General features: G+C 73.1%; 15 protein-coding genes. 7 read left to right on the top strand and 8 right to left on the bottom strand.

All coding sequences use genetic code 11. From position 1 onward, the window contains the following. Positions 1-98: 98 nt before the first annotated feature. Complete coding sequence (locus ABT247_RS04010) at positions 99-890, bottom strand: putative protein N(5)-glutamine methyltransferase (protein ID WP_350737506.1); 792 nt, start codon at positions 888-890, stop codon at positions 99-101. A 353-nt stretch (positions 891-1,243) separates the two neighbouring features. Continuing rightward, entirely contained in the window at positions 1,244-3,355 is a 2,112-nt protein-coding gene (gene ligA / locus ABT247_RS04005) for an NAD-dependent DNA ligase LigA (RefSeq protein WP_350737503.1), read from the bottom strand. Between the two features lie 233 nt (positions 3,356-3,588). On the opposite strand from ligA, the gene ABT247_RS04000 reads away from it, so the two are divergent. After that, positions 3,589-4,710 carry a serine hydrolase domain-containing protein gene (locus ABT247_RS04000; protein ID WP_350737500.1) on the top strand — a complete coding sequence of 374 codons (1,122 nt, stop codon included), beginning with the start codon at positions 3,589-3,591 and terminating at the stop codon, positions 4,708-4,710. A 163-nt stretch (positions 4,711-4,873) separates the two neighbouring features. Then, the gene (locus ABT247_RS03995; protein WP_350737497.1) at positions 4,874-5,683 is read left to right on the top strand and encodes a MerR family transcriptional regulator; all 810 of its coding nucleotides are present in this window, start codon (positions 4,874-4,876) and stop codon (positions 5,681-5,683) included. A gap of 187 nt (positions 5,684-5,870) precedes the next feature. Here the strand turns inward: ABT247_RS03995 and ABT247_RS03990 are convergent, their stop codons facing one another. Further along, on the bottom strand, positions 5,871-6,617 hold the full coding sequence (locus tag ABT247_RS03990; protein ID WP_350737494.1) for a ScbR family autoregulator-binding transcription factor: 747 nt from the start codon (positions 6,615-6,617) through the stop codon (positions 5,871-5,873). Between the two features lie 301 nt (positions 6,618-6,918). Here ABT247_RS03990 and ABT247_RS03985 point away from each other — a divergent pair, with 301 nt between their 5' ends. Both ABT247_RS03985 and ABT247_RS03980 read left to right on the top strand, forming a co-directional pair. Next, on the top strand, positions 6,919-7,551 hold the full coding sequence (locus ABT247_RS03985; protein WP_350737491.1) for an ArsR/SmtB family transcription factor: 633 nt from the start codon (positions 6,919-6,921) through the stop codon (positions 7,549-7,551). Beyond that, positions 7,532-8,017, top strand: a complete 486-nt coding sequence (locus ABT247_RS03980; protein WP_350737488.1) for an SRPBCC family protein — start codon at positions 7,532-7,534, stop codon at positions 8,015-8,017. Before ABT247_RS03985 ends, ABT247_RS03980 begins: the two co-directional genes overlap by 20 nt. Before the next feature lie 20 nt (positions 8,018-8,037). Here ABT247_RS03980 and ABT247_RS03975 read toward each other — a convergent pair whose 3' ends face one another. Beyond that, positions 8,038-8,442 (bottom strand): RidA family protein, encoded by a 405-nt coding sequence (locus ABT247_RS03975; RefSeq protein ID WP_350737486.1) that lies wholly within the window; start codon positions 8,440-8,442, stop codon positions 8,038-8,040. A 255-nt stretch (positions 8,443-8,697) separates the two neighbouring features. Here ABT247_RS03975 and ABT247_RS03970 point away from each other — a divergent pair, with 255 nt between their 5' ends. Next, the gene (locus ABT247_RS03970) at positions 8,698-9,339 is read left to right on the top strand and encodes a C40 family peptidase (protein WP_350737483.1); all 642 of its coding nucleotides are present in this window, start codon (positions 8,698-8,700) and stop codon (positions 9,337-9,339) included. A gap of 154 nt (positions 9,340-9,493) precedes the next feature. Here the strand turns inward: ABT247_RS03970 and ABT247_RS03965 are convergent, their stop codons facing one another. Next, positions 9,494-9,970 (bottom strand): MarR family winged helix-turn-helix transcriptional regulator, encoded by a 477-nt coding sequence (locus ABT247_RS03965; RefSeq protein WP_350737480.1) that lies wholly within the window; start codon positions 9,968-9,970, stop codon positions 9,494-9,496. A 115-nt stretch (positions 9,971-10,085) separates the two neighbouring features. Here ABT247_RS03965 and ABT247_RS03960 point away from each other — a divergent pair, with 115 nt between their 5' ends. Beyond that, complete coding sequence (locus ABT247_RS03960) at positions 10,086-10,496, top strand: VOC family protein (RefSeq protein WP_350737477.1); 411 nt, start codon at positions 10,086-10,088, stop codon at positions 10,494-10,496. A gap of 80 nt (positions 10,497-10,576) precedes the next feature. On the opposite strand, the gene thrS is transcribed toward ABT247_RS03960, so the two are convergent. From thrS to ABT247_RS03945, 3 genes are all read right to left on the bottom strand, one after another. Then, entirely contained in the window at positions 10,577-11,821 is a 1,245-nt protein-coding gene (gene thrS / locus ABT247_RS03955; RefSeq protein ID WP_350737474.1) for a threonine--tRNA ligase, read from the bottom strand. A gap of 230 nt (positions 11,822-12,051) precedes the next feature. Then, positions 12,052-12,783, bottom strand: coding sequence for a leucine-rich repeat domain-containing protein (locus tag ABT247_RS03950; RefSeq protein ID WP_350737471.1), 732 nt, complete (start codon positions 12,781-12,783; stop codon positions 12,052-12,054). A gap of 166 nt (positions 12,784-12,949) precedes the next feature. Further along, a complete protein-coding gene (locus ABT247_RS03945) occupies positions 12,950-13,486 on the bottom strand; it encodes a carboxymuconolactone decarboxylase family protein (protein WP_502892376.1) in 537 nt (178 codons plus the stop codon). 58 nt (positions 13,487-13,544) lie between these two features. Here ABT247_RS03945 and ABT247_RS03940 point away from each other — a divergent pair, with 58 nt between their 5' ends. Next, entirely contained in the window at positions 13,545-14,507 is a 963-nt protein-coding gene (locus tag ABT247_RS03940) for a pirin family protein (protein ID WP_350737466.1), read from the top strand. Positions 14,508-15,443: the final 936 nt, after the last annotated feature.

The raw sequence follows: 15,443 nt of genomic DNA, 5'->3' as shown, positions 1-15,443 counted from the left end.
GTCCGAGGGCTGACCGGGCGCTGGCTCGGGAGTTGGTCCGACTGTCCCGACCGTCCCGGCCACCGTCACGGGGGTGCGGTGACCGGGGCGGTCCTCACTCACGGCCTGGTCGCGACGACCACCGTGGCGTCCAGTTCGTCGTCCCGGCGGGCGACGGCCGCCAGGCCGGCCGCCCGGGCCACGGCCAGTGCGCCCGCCGCCTGCCGGTCACTGGTCTCGAACAGCAGCGACCCTCCGGCGGCCAGCCAGCCCGGCGCCCCGGCGGCCACCCGGCGCAGCACGTCCAGCCCGTCGGTGCCGCCGTCCAGTGCGGGCCGGGCCTCGTGGACCCGGGCCTCGGTGGGCAGCAGTTCGATGTCACCGGTCGGAACGTACGGGACGTTGGCGATCAGCACGTCCACCCGCCCGCGCAGCGCGTCGGGCAGGGCGGAGAACAGGTCGCCCTCGAAGACCCGCGCGCCGGTGCCCGCCAGGTTGCGCCGGGCGCAGTGGACGGCGGCCGGATCGAGATCGGCCGCGTAGAGCTCGACCGGGTGGCCGGCCGCAGCCACCACGGCGGCACCGAGCGCACCGCTGCCGCAGCACAGGTCGACGACCAGCGCACCGGGGCGGGCCAGCCGGGCGGCAGCGGCGGCCAGGAACTCGCTGCGCCGGCGCGGCACGAACACGCCGGGGTCGACGGCGATCCGCAGCCCGGCGAACTCCGCCCAGCCGACGACGTGTTCGAGCGGCCGCCCCTCGGCGCGGGCCCGGACCATGGCAGCCAGTCCGGAGGGTGTGGCGGCGGCGGTGAGCAGGATCCGCGCCTCGTCCTCGGCGAACACGCAGCCGGCGGCACGCAGCCGGGCGACGACCGAGGAACGGAGAGCGGTGGAGGGAAAGACCGGCAAAGGGACCCCTTGGGCAGGACAGGAGGACAACGGAGGACTCCGTCGGGGCTCCCGCCAGGGCCGACGCCGCGTCGACGCGTCCGCGCTACGCGCGCGGGGCGCCCGCACGGCCGCGCTCCGGGAGCACCCGTTCGGACATACCGGTAATGGGTCTCACCTCCCTGCGTGACGGTCGTATGCGGCGTCGGTCACCTTACCGCACCGGCGCCGCCGGTGATCAGGCCTTTTCTGGTACCCGGCGCGACCCGGGAAACGGCGGGCCGGCGGGCCGGCACACCGGAGGGCCGGCGGATCCGCGGGCCGGGTCCGGCGGGGCCAGGTCCGGCGGGGCCAGGTCCGGCCGGGCCGGCAGGTCAGGGGAGGAAGTCGGCCACCAGCACCGCGAACTCCTCCGGCGTGGTGATCGACACGCCGAGCTCCTCCGCCTTGGCCCGCTTGGAGCCCGCCTTCTCACCGGCGACCAGCAGCGTGGTGCGCTTGGACACCGACGAGGAGGCCTTGCCGCCGGCGCGCTCGATCAGCTCGTTCACCGCGTTGCGGGAGAGATCGGCCAGAGCACCCGTCATGCTGCCGGTGACGACGACGCTCTGCCCGGCCAGCGGGCCGACCGAACCGCCCTGGTCCGCTGCGGTCGGAGGGGCTGTTACGGCAGCGGCCGGCTCCGTCACCCCGACGCCCACCCCCTGCGCCGCCAGCCGGTCCAACAGCGGCCCCACGGCGGCGAGTTCGGCCAGGATCACGGCCGCCTTCTCCACCCCGATGCCGTCCACGGCCGCCAGCGCCTCGGCGTCGGCGGCGCGGATCGCGGCCATGCTGCCGAAGTGGGCGGCGATCCTGCGCGACATGGTGCGGCCGGTCCCGCGGATGCCGAGGGCGCAGAACACCCGGTTCAGCGGCCGGGTGCGGGCGGTCTCGATGGCGGCGAGCAGCTTGTCCGCGCTGGTGTCGCCCATCCGCTCCAGGGTGAGCAGCTGCTCCCGGCTGAGGGTGAACAGGTCGGCGAGATCCGTCACCAGACCGGCCTCGACCAGCTGGACGGCCCGGGTGCCGCCGAGCCCCTCGATGTCCAGCTGGTCGCGGCCGGCCGCGTAGATCACCGAGGCGACGGTCTGGCAGCCGCGGCCCCGCACGCAGCGCCAGCGCTGCTCGGAGGTGTCGATGGCGTCGCCGCAGCGCGGGCAGGCCTCGGGGAAGGCGATCGGCTGTTCGGCGCCGGTGCGCTCGTCGACCAGCGGGGCCTCCACCCTCGGGATGACGTCCCCGGCCCGGTAGACGAACACCTGGTCCCCGAGCATCAGGCCGCGGCGCTCGATGTCGGCCGGATTGTGCAGCGTCGCGTAGGTGACGGTGACACCGTCGATCACCACCGGTTCGAGCACAGCCCGGGGCGCGATGATGCCGGTGCGCCCGACGTTCCACTCCACCCCGAGCAGCCGGGTCACCTTGTGCTGGGCCCGCAGCTTGCGGGCCACCGCCCAGCGCGGGGCCCGGGAGCCGGAGCCGGCCCGCTCCTGATCGGCCGCCGCGTCCGCCTTGACCACCACGCCGTCGATCCCGAACGGCAGCGCGGCGCGCATTCCGGCGATCTCGCCGATCCGCTGCTCCACCTCGGCGAGGGTGGCGCAGCGACGCGGCGCCGCCTGCGTACCGGCGGCGGTGCCGACGCCGAGTTCGGCCAGCCGGGCGAGCAGGTCGCCGTGGTCGAGGCCGGGCAGGCCGAGGGCGTCGTAACCGAAGAAGGTGAGCTCGAGCCGGTAGGCGCGGTCCTTGGCCCGCAGGGTGCCCGCGGCGCCGCTGCGCGGATGGGCGAAGGGAGTGGCGCCGTGGGCGGTGCGGACGGCGTTGGCCCGTTCGAACTGCTCGTGGGTGAGGAGCACCTCGCCGCGCAGTTCCACGTCGAGCGGTTCGGCGAGCCGGGCCGGGAGGCCGAGGACGGTGTCGGCGGCGTGGGTGATGTCCTCGCCGGCCAGGCCGTCGCCCCGGGTGAGCAGTCGGGTGAGCCGGCCGGCCCGGTAGCGGGCGGCCACGGCGAGCCCGTCCAGCTTCGGCTCGACGCACCAGGCGGCCACCGGGTGGCCGAGCCGGCGCTCCAGCCCGGCGGCCCAGGACTCCAGCTCCTCGGCCGAGAACACGTTGTCGAGCGAGAGCATCGGCGCGCTGTGCGGGACGTCTCCGACGGCCGCGCCGCCGGCCACCTTGCCGGTGGGCGTCTCGGGCAGCACCTCGCCGGGGTGCTCGCGCTCGTAGGCCTCGATGGCCCGCACCAGGGCGTCGTACTCGTCGTCCCCGAGCGGGGTGGCACCGTCGGCGTAGTACGCGGCGGCGGCGCGGACGGCCGTGGCGACGGCCTCGGCGTAGGCCGCCGGCGAGGCCAGGGCCGCGAGGGAGGCGAGGGCTGCCGGGGAGGCCGGGGCCGCCGGGCAGGCGGGAGCTGCGGGGGAAGCCGTCGTGGCTGCGTCCTTCATGGCCCCATCATGTCGAGCAGCACTGACATTCGATCCTGCCGCCGGAGGCGCCCCCGCGCGACGGCGCGGCCCACCGGGACGGACCGGCGGGCCCGGCCCCGGGAAGGGTGCGGTGAGGTCAGGCGGGCGGCACATGTGATCCGGAACACGGTTGAGGTTGCCCCTGGGGCAGGGTGGAGGGTCGTCGCATCGGCCCGGGGCAGGCACCGGGCACCACGACGCGGAGGAGCGGCATGTCCACCACCCGGACCGACCGGCGGCAGGACCGACCGGAGCTGCGGCGGGCGATCGAGGAGATCGCCGAGTCCGGCTTCCTCGGAGTCCAGCTGCGGGTGAACGACGAGCACGGCACATGGGTCGGCGGCGCAGGGGTCAGGGAGTCGGGCCGCAGCGCCGAGGCGCACACCGACGGTCACTTCCGCGCGGGCAGCACCACCAAGAGCTTCGTCGCCACCACGGCGCTCATGCTGGTCGCGGAGGGGAGGATCGGCCTGGACACGCCGGTCGAGGAGCACCTCCCCGGCTTCGGCCTGGACGGGCGGATCACGGTGCGGATGCTGCTGCAGCACACCAGCGGGATCTTCAACCACACCGGCGAGCTCCGCGAGGACGGGACGGTCGAGCCGGGGGTGCCCTGGCAGGGCGAGGAGTGGGTGAGGAACCGGTTCTGCACCTACCGGCCCGAGGACCTCGTCCGACTGTCCCTGTCCAGGCCGGGCCGGTTCGCGCCGGGGACGGGCTGGAGCTACTCCAACACCAACTACGTGCTGGCCCGCCTGGTGATCGAGCAGGTCACCGGCCGCACGTTCGCCGAGGAGCTGCAGCGGCTCGTGCTGGGACCGCTGGGCCTGACCGGCACCGTGGCACCGGGCGCCTCGCCGGACGTCCCCGAGCCCCACAACCGCAGCTACTACCGCTACCGGGACGCCGGGCGAGAGCGGACGGTCGACGTCACCCGCCACAACCCCTCCTGGGTCTCGGCCGGTGGTGACATGATCACCACCACCCAGGACCTCCATGTCTACTTCTCCGCCCTGATGGGCGGCAGGCTGCTGCCGGCCGCTCTACTGGCGGAAATGCGCACGCCGGAGGCGACCGTCGGTTACGGCCTCGGGGTGTTCGTCCAGGACACCGGCCCCGGCGGCCCCACCCTCTTCCACCACAACGGCGCGACCATCGGCTCGGCAGCGCTGATGTACAGCACCGCCGACGGCGGCACGACCATGACCGCCGGCCTGAACTACGTGGACGACGCCGAGCTGTCCATCGCGCCGGCGTTCCAGAACGCCCAACAGCGGCTCGTCCAGGCGGTGTTCCTGGACGGGCGGACCGATCCGGCCCGGCCGAGGAGCTGACCGCCGAAGGCCGTACCCTGCGGGACCGGGGGCTCCTTCCGAACTCGCCCCGCGCAGAAGACACCGGGGCCACGCCGAGCCGGTCAGGCCGGCGGGGTCCGTTCACCCACGGCCTGGCGGGGCCGCGCATCCGCCAGGCCGGAGAAGGACAGGCTGAGCAGTGATGAACGGAGTCACCATCGGGCAGGCGGCGGCCTTCGTCGGCGTCACGGTGAAGACGGTGCGGCACTACCACCAGCTCGGGCTGGTCGACGAACCGCGGCGCGACGGATCCGGCTACCGGCGGTACGGTTCGGACGAGTTGCTGCGGCTGGTACAGGTCCGGACACTGGCCGCCGCCGGCGTACCGCTCGCCGAGATCGGACCCCTGCTCGACGCCGACGCCGAGCGGTTCACTGCCGCCCTGGCCGATGTCGAGCGGCGGCTGAACGACCGGATCGCAGAGCTGACCGCGCGCCGCGACACGCTGCAGCGGCTCGCCGACGGCGATCGGGCGCTGCTGCCCGACCGCGCCTGCGCCGTCCTGGACCGGATGCCCGGCCTCGGGCTGAGCCCCGACTACGTGGCCGCACAGCGCGAGGCGCTGGTGCTGGCCCGGGCCCTGGTGCCGGAGGGCTTCGACGGCTTCGTGGCACAGCTCGAACACTGCCTCGACGACCCTGAGTTCGTCGATCTCGCCAAGCGCGGCCAGGAGGCCGAGGACTGGGAACCGGACGACCCGAGGATCGAGGAACTCGCCGCCGCCATGGCCGACCGCTACCTCGCCAATCCCGCCCTGCTGGGTGATCCCGCGAGCCTGCGGGCCTGGACCAGGGCCTCTGCCCAGTACCGGCTGATCAACCATCACCGGGAGGAACGGGCGCCGGTCTCGGCCCGGCTGACGGCGCTCACCGAGGCCAGACTCCGCTCGGCGGGGGTTCTTGCCCCCCACCGCTCGGCAGAGGTGCCGGTTCCGCACCGTCAGCGGAGGTGACGTGCCCCAGCGGCCTCAGCCGCCCGCCCGTACGCGCGGGCCCGAACGCTCCGTTCGCTTCCGCGGCCGCGCCCGTCCGGGAGCGGCGTGGGTTCCCGTCTCGTAGCCGCCTTCCGCGCAGGACCGGCTACCACGGACCGGGCAGCCGGGGCGGCCGTCCAGGACCGGCTCCGGTCACCCCTGCCGGTCACAAACCGGCCGCCACCCGTTCGGCAGTCCCGGCGCGAGCGTCCGTCGACTCCTCGCCCCCGTGCGGGGCCGAACGGCCCGCCGCGGCCTCGGCGACCACCTGGGCGCCGCGGTCCGGCCCCATCTGGAGCGAGCCCAGCACGCCGGGCACCGCGATGCTCGGCATCAGGTGCTGGAACAGTCCGGACACCCGTTGCTCCAGGTCGGCGCGACCGGAGAGCTTCTGGGACTGGATCTGCACGCCCGTCCAGGCCGCGGTGATCACCCACGCGGTGTCAGCCGGGACGACGTGCGGCAGCAGTTCTCCGCGCTGGCCGGCGGCCACCAGCAGCGCCTCCGTCCGGTCGATCCAGGTACGGATCGCACCGCCACCGAGATCGTCGGACAGGTCCTGGCCGAGCGAGAGCCGGGCACCCGCGCTGAGGAGCGGGTCACGCGGCATCAGGTGGGCGACCACCATGCCGGTGTCCACGAACTCCTGGAGCTTGCAGCTGCGTTCGGGCACACCGTCCTGGCCGAACTGCTCCTCCACCACTCCTCTGGCGAGATCCCGCTTCGAGGCGAAATGGAAGTACACCGCGCCCCGGGTGACCCCGGCCCGGGAGACCACTTCCCCGATCGTGGCGCGCTCGTAGCCGAACTCGTCGAAGACCGACGCCGCGGCCTCCAGGATCAGCCGACGCGTCCGACGCGCCCGCTCCTGCCGCACCACCGCCACCACCCCGCCCTGAGCTTCCGCAAACAAAACCAAATACCCCGTATCTTAGCTACCGAAGGTCCGGGAACCGCGCGGCCGAGGGAATCGCTGCAAACTTCGTCCGCTCCCCACCCAACCGTTCACCCCTCCTCCCGGTCGTCCCAGGTGCGCCAGGGGTGGGCGCCGGGCAACCACAGGGTTCCGAGGCCCCGCCGCCTCCGCAATGAAGGCCCTGAGCCGCCCCACCAAGAAATACCGAGCGACCGGTTTTCGCCGCGCCGGCCGCGTGAACACCGGCGGGCGCCCCCTCCTCAACCGATCGGTTGACAGTGCCCCTGGCAGGAGTAACGTGGTCATCAACCAATCGGTTGAGGATGAACAGAGGTGTGCGGTGGCCGTCGATCCGCTCTCCCGGGCGTTCGTCGCCCTGGCCGATCCCACCCGGCGCGACATCGTGGCCCGACTCTCGATCCGGGACGCCACGGTCGGCGAGCTGGCAGAGTCCTACGCGATCTCGATGCAGGCGGTGTCCAAACACCTCAAGGTCCTGGAGGAAGCCGGACTGGTCAGCCGCAGCCGGGACGCCCAGCGGCGGCCGTGCCATCTGGAGCCGCAGGTGTTCGACTTGATGACGAGCTGGATCGAACGCTACCGCCGCCAGGCCGAGGATCGGTTCAGCCGCCTGGACGCCGTCCTCGCGGCAGTGAACACCTCGGCCCCCGGTGCCCACCCCGACACCGACACCGACCTCGAACCCGGCACCGACCCCGAACCCGGCACTGGCACCGGCACTGATGCCGAGCCAGACCTGCGGACCCCGCCCCGACAGGTCCGGACCCCGGACCGAGACACAAGGGCCGACCCCGGCAAGCCCGACCCCGGCAAGCCGGACCCCAGCAAGCCTGAGCCCAGCAGGCGCGAGCCCGACAACCCCCGCGCCGAGCAGAACGAAGGAGCCCGTCATGACCCCCACCGACCGTGAGACCCGGATCGAAGCGGACCCCGCCCTTCCCACCATCCGGATCGTCCGGGAGTTCGACGCCCCGCAGGACCAGGTCTTCCGGGCCTGGACCGAGCCGGAACTGGTCGCCCAGTGGCTCGGCCCCCGGGACCTCGACATGAAGATCGACACCTGGGACGCCCGCACCGGCGGCTGCTACCGCTACTCGGTGTACCGCGAGGGCCGGGAAGTCGCCGGCTTCTACGGCTCGTTCCACGAGGTGCGGCCGGCCACCCGGCTCGTTCAGACCTTCACCTTCGAGGGCGTGCCGGACGGCGTCTCCTTGGACACCGCCGTGTTCGAGCCCGTCGGCGGGAGCCGCACCCGTGTCACCGTGCTGTCGGTGGTCGACAGCCTTGCGGCCCGGGACGCCATCCTGGCCAGCGGCATGGAGCGGGGCGTGGTCGAGGGCTACCAGAAGCTGGACGCCCTGCTCGCCGCCTACTGAACCCGACGGTGCGGGGCGCGTCAGGGCAGTACGGCCACCGCCTCCACTTCCACCAACTGGTCGTGGTAGCCGAGCACCGAGACGCCGAGCAACGTGCTCGGGACGTCATGCTCCCCCATGTACTCCCGGTAGACGTCCCACACCTTGACCAGGTCCGCCTGGTCGCCGGAGGCCACGTACACGGTGGTCCGCACGATGTCGGTGAGCCCCGCGCCCGTCTCCTCCAGCACGGTTATCAGATTGCGCATCACCTGGTGGGCCTGACCCGCGTAGTCGCCGACGGCCACTGTGCGCCCCTCGGCGTCCAACGGGCAGGCCCCGGCGAGCCAGAGCGAGCGGACGGGCGCGTCGACGACCGCCGCGTAGGCGTAGTCGACGGCCGGGGTCAGGCGCGTGCTGCGGACCAGCTTGACGGCGCTGTTCACGAGGTCCTCCGAGGGTCACGACCGAACGTTCGCGCCCATCGTTGGCCCCTCACGAACGCCGGTCAAACGCTTTTACGGTGAACTCCCGGCCCCGCCAAGGCCGGTATGCCCACGATTCACCGTTGCGGGTGATGGCGCACCGGGCTGCCGGACCGCGATGCTGGTGCCCGTCCGTAGCGCCGCACGCCACGCCCGGCCACGCCGGCCCGCCCCGGACGCCCCGACCAGTACCGCAGCCACCCCGGGAGTCGACCGATGGAGTCCCCACCGCCCAGCCGCGACCAGGCCTCCGGGGTCGGACGGCGCCGGATGCTCGGCCTCGCCCTCGGGGCGGGTCTGGCCCCCGCCCTCGTCCCGGCGGCCCAGGCCGCGGCCGGAGCGACAGCCCGGACCCCGGCCCACGCCGCGCCGCCGTCCGAGCGCGCCACCGCCCTCGGCCAACGGGTCGCCGCCGTCGCCGAGGCCCAGATCGGCATCCCCTACGCGTGGGGCGGAGGCGACCGGCTCGGCCCCAGCCTCGGTTTCTGCGACGACGAGAACGGCTACCTCGACGACAAGTGCCTGGGCGAGTCCACGGTCGGATTCGACTGCAGCGGTCTGTCCCTCTACTGCTGGTACCGGGCCAGCAACGGCACCGTCGAACTCGGCCACTACACCGCCGCCCAGTTCCACCTCGGCGCCCCGGTCGATCGTGATGCCCTGACCCCCGGCGACCTGCTGTTCTTCTCCCGCCCCGACGCACCCCTGCACCACGTCGGCATCTACGCGGGCGACGGCGCGATGATCCACGCCGAACGCACCGGCACGCTGATCGCCCGGGTCGAGAAGGTGCTCGACGTCCCGCGCTGGGCGGGCGAGTTCGCCGGCGCCCGCCGCCCCGGGCCACGCGCTTCCTGAGACCACCCGGCGGCGGAGACCACCCGACGCCCAGGACCACTCGCCGCCCGAGACCGCACGCGCCCTGAGTCACCGGACGCCGGAGACCACCCGCCGCCGGAGATCACCGGACGCCGGAGACCACCCGCCGCCGGAGACCACCCGCCGGCGGAGATCACCCGCCGCCGGACTGCTCCGCCATCCCCTGGTGCACCCGCAGCAGCAGGTCGTGCAGGGTGCGCCGCTCCTCCGCGTCCAGCGGCGCCAGCACCTCGTCCCGCACCGCCCGCGCCCGCCCCTCCAGTTCGGCCAGCAGCGCCCGCCCGGTCGCAGTGACCGCCACCGACACCCTCCGCCGGTCCCGCTGGTCGCGGGTGCGCTCGACGTAGCCGGCCGCGCCCAGTTGGTCGGCGACCTTCGCCAGATCACTCGGGTCGATGCCCAGCCGGTGCACCAGGTCCCGCTGGGCCTGCGGCCCGAAGTCGGCGAGCGCGGCGAGCACCGCCAGGTCCCACAGCCTCAACCCGCGCTCCGCCAGCTGGTCGGCGAGTCGGGCGCGCGCGGTGCGGCCGGTCCGGGCGAGCAGGAAGGTGGTGAGGTCCAGCAGCGTGGGCGGCAGCCCGTCGGGCCGGTCGGAAGTGTCGGGAGCCATGGCCGCCATTCTAGGGACTGTCCCCACAGTGGGCGATTCCCTATAGTGGGTGCCCACCCACTATTTTCCACTCAGCCGCCGCTCCGCGGCTTCCGACCGACCCAGGAGTTCCCGCGTGGACGCCCTGTACACCCGCCTGCTCGTGACCCGCTTCGCCGAGTGCTTCGAGTTCTACCGCCCGGTCCTCCCGGCCCTCACCGGCGCCACCCTCGTCAAGGGCTCGCCGGACGGCCCGTACGCCAACTGGGACGTCGACGACCAGGCCGTCCTGGTGCTGTACGACCGCTCCGCGATGGCCGCCGGCCTCGGCACCGCCGACCTGCCCGCCCGCCCCTCCGCACCCACCCAGGACTCCGCGATGCTGGTGTTCCGGGTCGGTGACGTGGACGAGGCGCTCGCCCTCTGCCTCGACCACGGCGGCACCCTCGCCGCCCCGGCCACCGACCGACCGCAGTGGGGGCCCGGCCTGCGCACCGCCCACCTGCGGGACCCGGAGGGCCACCTGATCGAGCTGCAGTCGTACTGAACCGACGGCCCGGCGGCGAGGACGCGCACCGCGTCCGCCCATGACTCCCGATCACCCCCGCCGAGGCGACCGCCTCCGGCTCACCGGGCAGCCCCGTCCTCCCACAGCTCGGAGCTGCACCGGGCCACCAGCGCACCGATCCGCGCCCAGGCCTCCTCGGCCTGCATCGGCTCCAGCCGACGGCCGTCCCGCAACCGCAGCGCGACCCGGTCGTCCACGGCCTCCTCGGCGCCGATGACCGCCTGGTAGGGCACCAGCCGGGACTCCCGGATCCGGGCCCCCAGACTGCCGCGCTCCGGCCCGGCGAGCTCTGCGCGCAGGCCGAGGTCCAGACAGCGTCGCCGCTGCCGCTCCGCCTGCGGGACCTCGGCGTCGGAGATCGGCAGCAGGACGACCTGGGCCGGTGCGAGCCACGCCGGGAACGCCCCGCCGTAGCGCTCGATCAGGTGGGCGACCACCCGCTCGACGCTGCCGATGACGCTGCGGTGCACCATCACCGGGCGGTGCTTGGCGCCGTCCGGGCCGATGTAGTGCAGGTCGAAGCGCTCGGGCTGGTGGAAGTCGATCTGGACGGTGGAGAGGGTGAACTCACGCCCGGCACCGTCGGCGATCTGCACGTCGATCTTCGGACCGTAGAACGCGGCTTCGCCCTCCGCCGCCTCGAACGGCACCCCGGAGCGCTCCAGCACATCGGTCAGCAGCCCGGTGGCCCGCTCCCACAGGGCCGGATCGGCGACGTACTTGCCGCCCTCCCCGGGCAGCGAGAGGCGGTAGCGGACCGGCACGATGCCGAGCGCGTCGTGCGCCTCGCGGATCAACTCCAGCGCGGCGACGGCCTCGTCGGCGGCCTGCTCCGGGGTGCAGAAGACGTGCGCGTCGTTCAGCTGGATCGCCCGGACCCTGGTCAGCCCGCCGAGCACCCCCGACAGCTCGGAGCGGTACATGCCGCCCAACTCGGCCATCCGCAGCGGGAGTTCCCGATAGCTGTGGGACCGGGAGCGGAAGATCAGCGCATGGTGGGGGCAGAGGCTCGGCCGCAGCACCATCTCCTCCGAGCCGACCTCCATCGGCGGGAACATGTCCTCGCGGTAGTGGTCCCAGTGACCGGAGATCTCGTACAGTTCCCGCTTGCCGAGCACCGGCGAGTACACGTGGCGGTAGCCCGCCCGGCGCTCGCGGCCGCGGATGAACTCCTCCAGGGTGTGCCGGACGGCGGCGCCGCCGGGCAGCCAGTACGGCAGGCCGGACCCCATCAGCGGGTCGGTGTCGAACAGGTCGAGCTCACGGCCGAGCTTGCGGTGGTCGCACGGGGGCAGGTCGTTCACGGGTGTCTCCACTCTGGTTCCGCGGGCCGAGCGGATCCGGAGACGACGAAGCCCCGGGGCACTCGGCCCCGGGGCTTCGGACTAGGTCAGCAGTCAGCGCGCCGGGACTCTCTCCGGCGTCGTCGTGACGAGTGCAGCGCGCTTCATACCGCCCACGGTAACAGGTGCTCGGCATTCCCGCTGGTCCTTTCCTCGCGCCCCGCAGTCTCGCGGCGTCACCCGGCCCGGGCTCAGAACAGCACGACGCAGCCGCGCCCGGCGAGCGCGTCCAGCAGCCGCTCCGACGGCCGTACCGCGTTCCACCGCAGGTCGAGCTTCTCCAACGCGGGCAGCGCCGCGGGTTCGGCCAGCCAGTCGGGCAGTTCGGTGATCCGGTTGCCCCGCAGGTCCAGCCGGCGCAGCAGCGGGAGACCGGCCAGCTCGGCGGGGAACTCGGTGAAGGCGTTCTCCCGCAGCTCCAACTCGCGCAGTTCGACGAGCCGGGCCACGGAGTCCGGCAGCGAGCTCAACTCGTTTCCCCGGAGCCACAGTTCACGCAGTGCACCGAGGTCACCGATCGCCTCCGGCAAGGCGGTGAGCCGGTTCCGCTGGGCGCGCAGCTCGACCAGGGCGGCCATCCCGCCGATGGGGGAGGGCAGTTCGGTGATCCGGTTGTCGCCGATGTTGAGGTATCGCAGGGCGCTGAGCCGGCCGAGTTCCTCGGGCAGGCTGGTCAGCGCGTTGTCGTGCAGGTAGAGGAAGTCGCCGAGGCCGGTGAGGCCGCCCAGTTCGGCCGGCACCGCGGCGAGCCGGTTGTGCCCCAGGTCCAGGGTGCGCAGCCGGTTCAACCTGCTGATCCCCGGCGGGAGTTCGGTGATCCCGGTCTCGGCGAGGATCAGCACGGTCAGCTCGGTCCGGTCCCACAGCCGTGCGGGCACCTCGCCGAGCGGCTGCTTCCACAGGTCGAGCGTCACGTCCGTCATGTCTGAGGCCCTTCGGTCTTACGGGGGGTGGAACACCGCGTCGACGACGCGACGGAGTGGCCCTTTCTGGAATCCGGCGAGCGGCCCACGGCGTTCCGCGCCGATGCCCGCCTCCCCACTCCCCCTCCACTGCCGCCGCCCCCGCCGAACCGAGAAGAGGGAGCGGCTACTGCCCGGCAGCCGTCCGGACCGGGTGCTTGCTCATGATCGACACCCGGTTGAAGGCGTTGATGGCGATCGCGACCCAGATCACCGCCGAGATCTCCTCCTCGGTCAGCGCCTCCCGCGCCATGCCGTACGCCGCCTCCTGCAGCGCGGCGTCCGACGGGGTGGTGGTCGCCTCGGCCAGCGCCAGCGCGGCGCGCTCCCGCGGGGTGAACAGCTCGGTGTCCCGCCACGCCGGGAGCACGCCCAGCCGCTGGGTGGTCTCGCCCTCGCCCAGCGCGGCCCGGGTGTGCACGCTCAAGCAGTAGGCGCAGCCGTTGATCTGGGAGACCCGCAGATTGACCAGCTCCACCAGCCGCCGGTCCAGCCCGGCCTCCGCCGCGGTCTCGCGCGCCGCCTCGGCGGCCGCCCGCAGCGCCCGGTACGCCTTCGGGCTCTGCTTGTCGATGAAGACCCGCCGCTCCGTCGGAACCACCGTCACATCACTCACCTGAACTCCTCCACCGGCTCGCTGTCGTCCGCCACTCTGCCATGCCATAATAGTTGAATCTAGAACTACCAGTCGAGCCGCCGTCACCCCGGGAGGGACCACCATCGTGAGCACCGCCGAGACCGAGCCGCGCCCCGCCGCCGATCAGCAGGACCCGCAGGTCGAGGTGCTGCCCGCCCGGAACGTCCCGCTCGGCGGACCGCGCGCCATGACCGTACGCCGCACCCTGCCCCAGCGCTCCCGCCCGCTCATCGGCGCCTGGTGCTTCGTCGACCACTACGGACCCGACGACGTCGCCCGCACCGGCGGCATGGACGTCGCCCCGCACCCCCATACCGGCCTGCAGACCGTCAGCTGGCTGTTCACCGGCGAGATCGAGCACCGCGACAGCCTCGGCGTCCACGCCTACGTCCGCCCGGGCGAACTCAACCTGATGACCTCCGGCCACGGCATCTGCCACTCCGAGGTCTCCACCCCGGCCACCACCGTCCTGCACGGCGTCCAGCTCTGGCTCGCCCTGCCCGACGAACACCGCGACACCGCCCGGGACTTCCACCACCACGCCCCCCGGCCCGTCCCACTCGACGGCGGCGAGGCCCGCGTCTTCCTCGGCACCCTGGCCGGCGACACCTCCCCCGTCCCGACCTTCACGCCCCTCCTCGGCGCCGAACTCACCCTCCGCCCGCGCGCCACGGTCACCCTCGCCGTCGACCCCGCCTTCGAACACGGCGTCCTCGTCGACCGCGGCGACATCCGCCTCGCCGGCACCCCCTTGAACCCCGCCGACCTCGGCTACCTCGCCCCGGGCCCCACCACCCTGACCCTCACCAACACCGGCGACACCGAAGCCCGCCTCATCCTCCTCGGCGGCACGCCCTTCGAGGAGCAGATCATCATGTGGTGGAACTTCATCGGGCGGTCCCAGGAGGACATCACCCGAGCCCGCGAGGAATGGATGAGCTCCGCGAACCCCGCCCGGTTCGGCGAGGTCCAGGGCTACCCGGGTGACCGACTGCCCGCCCCGGAGCTCCCGGGAATCCCCCTCAAGCCCCGGGGAAACATGCGCTGATCTGGGACTTTGCCAATCAGGGGTGCGGCAGCAGAATCCGCCGCACCCCTGGGCCGGAGTCCCCCTACGCCCATCCCGAAGCGCCCCTGTCGAACACTCGCCTCTGCGCTCGACGCGTGACACCGTTCGACCATCCACTACAGCGCCTGACAGGACTGATGCTGACCCAGTGCTGAGTTTGCTGACGGCACATCAGACGAGACCGGAGCAAGCACTCACGGAGCTCCGGAAGCAGTCGCCGGGTACCGCAGCGAGAACCAGCGAATGCCTTGCACGGGCCCTGTCGGGCGTTCCGAGAAACCTCCGTCGGCAGGAACGCGCTGGGCCGACGATGTCGTCTGGCTCTACGAAACCCGCCTCCCCACGCCCGCGACTCCTCGAAGCCTCGCCAAGGAGTAGACCGGCTGCAAAAGGCTCGCCTGGACCACGACGCCAACCAATGCCGCCGGGTCGTCATCATGCACGACCCGACCGTCAGCGGCGCATGGTCGTCGAACCTGGTCATCGCGCCAGACCCGCCACAACTCCACCACCTCGAGCAACGCCTCCTCAGGCTCTCGCCCTGCGCTGACCACAACGGCGCCAGGCAGCAAGCCGCTCCGGCACAGTACAGGCGCGGGCAAGCGCCGCACGCGGTCGAACGCCCCCCCACGAGAACCCGGAGGTCGGGGAGCTGCGCAGGCGGGAGGACACCGCCGTGGCTCAGGCATGAAGTGCTCGGTGCTGCCCTTCAGATGGGGGCTGTAGGCGGGCAGGTCGTCCACGGTCGTGCCCAGCGCGTCGAAAGCAGCGGTGACGGTGGCCGAGAGGAAGTCCTTCAATCGATCCGCACCGTCTCCGGCCGGCCCCCGACAGGCCCGTACGCCCCGGTGCGCCGCACCGCAGCGCGCAGCGCCGCCAGGATCGAGGCACGTGACGGGACTCCCGAGGTCACCG

Origin of the sequence: Kitasatospora sp. NPDC001539 (assembly GCF_040298565.1) — a bacterium.
Lineage (GTDB): Bacteria > Actinomycetota > Actinomycetes > Streptomycetales > Streptomycetaceae > Kitasatospora.
The sequence above is the reverse complement of the archived record's forward strand: the minus strand, read 5'-3'. Positions and strand labels throughout refer to the sequence as shown.

Excerpts from the sequence above, each read along its gene's own strand:
- ABT247_RS03995 (WP_350737497.1), top strand. The coding sequence starts at position 4,874 with ATGAACGGAGTCACCATCGGGCAGGCGGCGGCCTTCGTCGGCGTCACG.
- ligA (WP_350737503.1), bottom strand. The coding sequence starts at position 3,355 with ATGAAGGACGCAGCCACGACGGCTTCCCCCGCAGCTCCCGCCTGCCCG.
- ABT247_RS03980 (WP_350737488.1), top strand. The coding sequence starts at position 7,532 with ATGACCCCCACCGACCGTGAGACCCGGATCGAAGCGGACCCCGCCCTT.
- ABT247_RS03970 (WP_350737483.1), top strand. The coding sequence starts at position 8,698 with ATGGAGTCCCCACCGCCCAGCCGCGACCAGGCCTCCGGGGTCGGACGG.
- ABT247_RS04000 (WP_350737500.1), top strand. The coding sequence starts at position 3,589 with ATGTCCACCACCCGGACCGACCGGCGGCAGGACCGACCGGAGCTGCGG.
- ABT247_RS03945 (WP_502892376.1), bottom strand. The coding sequence starts at position 13,486 with ATGGCATGGCAGAGTGGCGGACGACAGCGAGCCGGTGGAGGAGTTCAG.
- ABT247_RS03965 (WP_350737480.1), bottom strand. The coding sequence starts at position 9,970 with ATGGCTCCCGACACTTCCGACCGGCCCGACGGGCTGCCGCCCACGCTG.
- ABT247_RS03950 (WP_350737471.1), bottom strand. The coding sequence starts at position 12,783 with ATGACGGACGTGACGCTCGACCTGTGGAAGCAGCCGCTCGGCGAGGTG.